Genomic DNA, 2,446 nt, shown 5'->3' with positions numbered 1-2,446 from the left:
GAAATAAGGAAAGCGTCTTCTTCATGATAAGTGCCATTTAATAAAGGAAAAATATCAAGAAGAATTGATTACTAATGGGGTAATGATAATATGGTGTTGTAAAATTTGCACTTAAACTGGAAAATAGTTGAATAAGGATTTTGATTATTATGGTATTCTTCATATAAGTATGTGGTTTGAACAAGATAGAATGGGAGGAAGCACGCTTTTTATGATTAAAATTGAAGGACGAAAAGTTGAGTTGAAAGAAGCTACTCAACAGGATATTGATGAATTATATTTTTGGAAATATGAAGAAAAGGAACAAGAAGCCAAGAAATGGAATGGTCCCTACATTCCTGAACCTTACATTACAAAAGAACAATTTCAAATAGATTGGGAGAAAAACTATGAAATTTTCCCCAACATTCCCAATACACTAATCATTTTTGTAGGAGATAAGTTGATTGGAACAGTTGGCTCTTATTGGGTGGATAAAAACACTAATTGGTTAGAAACTGGTATCGTGATTTATGATAAAAATTTTTGGAATGGTGGTTACGGAACTGAGGCTTATAAACTTTGGATTGATTTCCTATTCAGTTCTACTGAATTGCATCGGTTAGGGATGTCAACTTGGTCAGGAAATATAAGAATGATGAAGGTTGCAGAAAAATTGGGAATGAAAGAAGAAGCAAGAATAAGGCAGGCAAGAATGGTGAATGGTGAATATTTTGATGCTATTAAAATGGGGATTTTACGAAAAGAATGGGAACGGTCTTCTTGAAGTAGTAGCTTTAGTAAAATAACAGAAGAGCTTTTATTGCAGTTTCACATATTTTTCAATATTCATTAATCCGGCGCTTTTCTGTAACAAGGAACAGCACTTATTTTCATTATAGGGCCATTTAGCGGAAGAAGGAGTTCGGCTGATTGATATAAAAAGATATCACAAAATGGGTATTTGATATGGCAGAAAGAAGGAAAGCAGGTACATTTAATGTAACAGGTCCGAATGATAAATTAACAATGGAAAAGCTATTATATATCTATGTGAAGCCGTTACCAATAGCTACAGCGAATGAGTATGGGCAAATGAAATTTTTTTTATAGAGCACAATGCTTAGCCATGGACAGAAATGCCCTTATGGATTCCTGAGGACTTCTCCTTAGAGGGTGAAACCAAACCTTGGAAAGGTTCTTTTTCCATCTATATCGAAAATGCAGTTCATGAGGGGCTTACCTCCCTGACATTGGAAGAGACGATTGTTGAAGTTTATGAATGGCTGTAAGCAAGAGCGCAAACGAGCCTTAAAGCAGCGATTCACGTGAAAGAGAACGGAATATGTTAGATGCTGGATTCAAAACGATTTTATTGGATTACGGAGAATGACATCTGGAGTCCATGTGGACGGTTCTTGTGGCCAGGATCTTTTTACTAAAAAACCGGGAGAACCGTCCCATTGGCATTTCTCATAGTTTCTTTAAATCATCATTTAATCTCCGGGCTTGATTTTTGAAGTAAAGGTAAAATGTGATCCAACAGATTGTAAAAGTGACGATGGAGATGAAGAGTGTTAATAAAATACTTTGTATCGTAAATGGAATCCATCCGATCGTAAGGGCCAAGATGAAGTAGAGGATCTTGACGGTTAAGAAATGGAAAATAGTCTGTTGAGAAAGCTTTAAAGTTCTGTTTTCATAGTACATAGAACTCACTGTAAAAAACCATCCGCAGAGAATAGAACCTATCGAGTTCTTCAAAAATAAGCTTCCATCTATCATTTCGAGACCGCCGAAAAGGATTGTTAAATTCGTGTAAAGCACCGTAATGAAGCCTCCAAAGAAAATACCGATGAAACTGCGAAGTATAAATGTCTTCATTCTGTTTTCCTCCTATTAAATTTTAAAGCATCTTTTATCACAGGGACATAGGTACGAGACACGTACTCTTTCTTACCAGATTTGAAATAAACGCAGAGTGTACCATTGAATGAGGCTTCAAAATGGCTCAATTCATGTAAATTGGCAATAACCGATTTAGATAGGCGGATAAATTTATTAGAAGGAAGCAGGGCCTCAAGCTCATATAACTTCTCTTTTAAAATAAATGAATCCGTCCCTGTTACGGCAACTACATGTTCTTTTTCTGTATGAAAATAGTGAATATCCACTGGTTTAAGAATATGCTGCATTTCACCTTTTTTGGCAATCAGGAATGGCTGTTCCCTTCCGTGAATGAAGTCAATTAGTTCCTTAATATTGTCATCTAATTCAGGGCTTTCAATAGTAATCTTCGTTTCTTTAAATGCTTTATCGATGTTTAAAAAAAGTTTCAAATTTCAGACACCTCTTTTCACCAAAAATTATAATTGCTCCAGCACGCGATGTCTGTCAATACTTGTTCTTTTCATTCACTCCTCTCATCATCGCTCTAATCAAATTGTATGTGGATATTCCAAGCAAG

General features: G+C 35.5%; 3 protein-coding genes and 1 pseudogene. 2 read left to right on the top strand and 2 right to left on the bottom strand.

The annotated features are described in order from the left end of the window. The first annotated feature begins 211 nt into the window (after positions 1-211). Together V7149_RS19755 and V7149_RS26590 are read left to right on the top strand one after the other, a co-directional pair. Positions 212-766, top strand: a complete 555-nt coding sequence (locus tag V7149_RS19755; RefSeq protein WP_335347304.1) for a GNAT family N-acetyltransferase — start codon at positions 212-214, stop codon at positions 764-766. 155 nt (positions 767-921) lie between these two features. After that, positions 922-1,268 (top strand): annotated as a pseudogene (locus V7149_RS26590) (NAD-dependent dehydratase); the annotation flags it as partial. A gap of 184 nt (positions 1,269-1,452) precedes the next feature. On the opposite strand, the gene V7149_RS19745 reads toward V7149_RS26590, so the two are convergent. Next, positions 1,453-1,863, bottom strand: coding sequence for a DUF3021 domain-containing protein (locus tag V7149_RS19745; RefSeq protein WP_335347302.1), 411 nt, complete (start codon positions 1,861-1,863; stop codon positions 1,453-1,455). After that, positions 1,860-2,318, bottom strand: coding sequence for a LytTR family DNA-binding domain-containing protein (locus V7149_RS19740; protein WP_335347301.1), 459 nt, complete (start codon positions 2,316-2,318; stop codon positions 1,860-1,862). Before V7149_RS19740 ends, V7149_RS19745 begins: the two co-directional genes overlap by 4 nt. Positions 2,319-2,446 lie beyond the last annotated feature (128 nt).

Source organism: Bacillus sp. JJ1503 (assembly GCF_036965125.1).
In the GTDB taxonomy this organism is placed as follows: domain Bacteria; phylum Bacillota; class Bacilli; order Bacillales; family Cytobacillaceae; genus Cytobacillus.
This window is presented reverse-complemented; position numbering and strand designations above follow the sequence as displayed.

Excerpts from the sequence above, each read along its gene's own strand:
- V7149_RS19755 (WP_335347304.1), top strand. The coding sequence starts at position 212 with ATGATTAAAATTGAAGGACGAAAAGTTGAGTTGAAAGAAGCTACTCAA.
- V7149_RS19745 (WP_335347302.1), bottom strand. The coding sequence starts at position 1,863 with ATGAAGACATTTATACTTCGCAGTTTCATCGGTATTTTCTTTGGAGGC.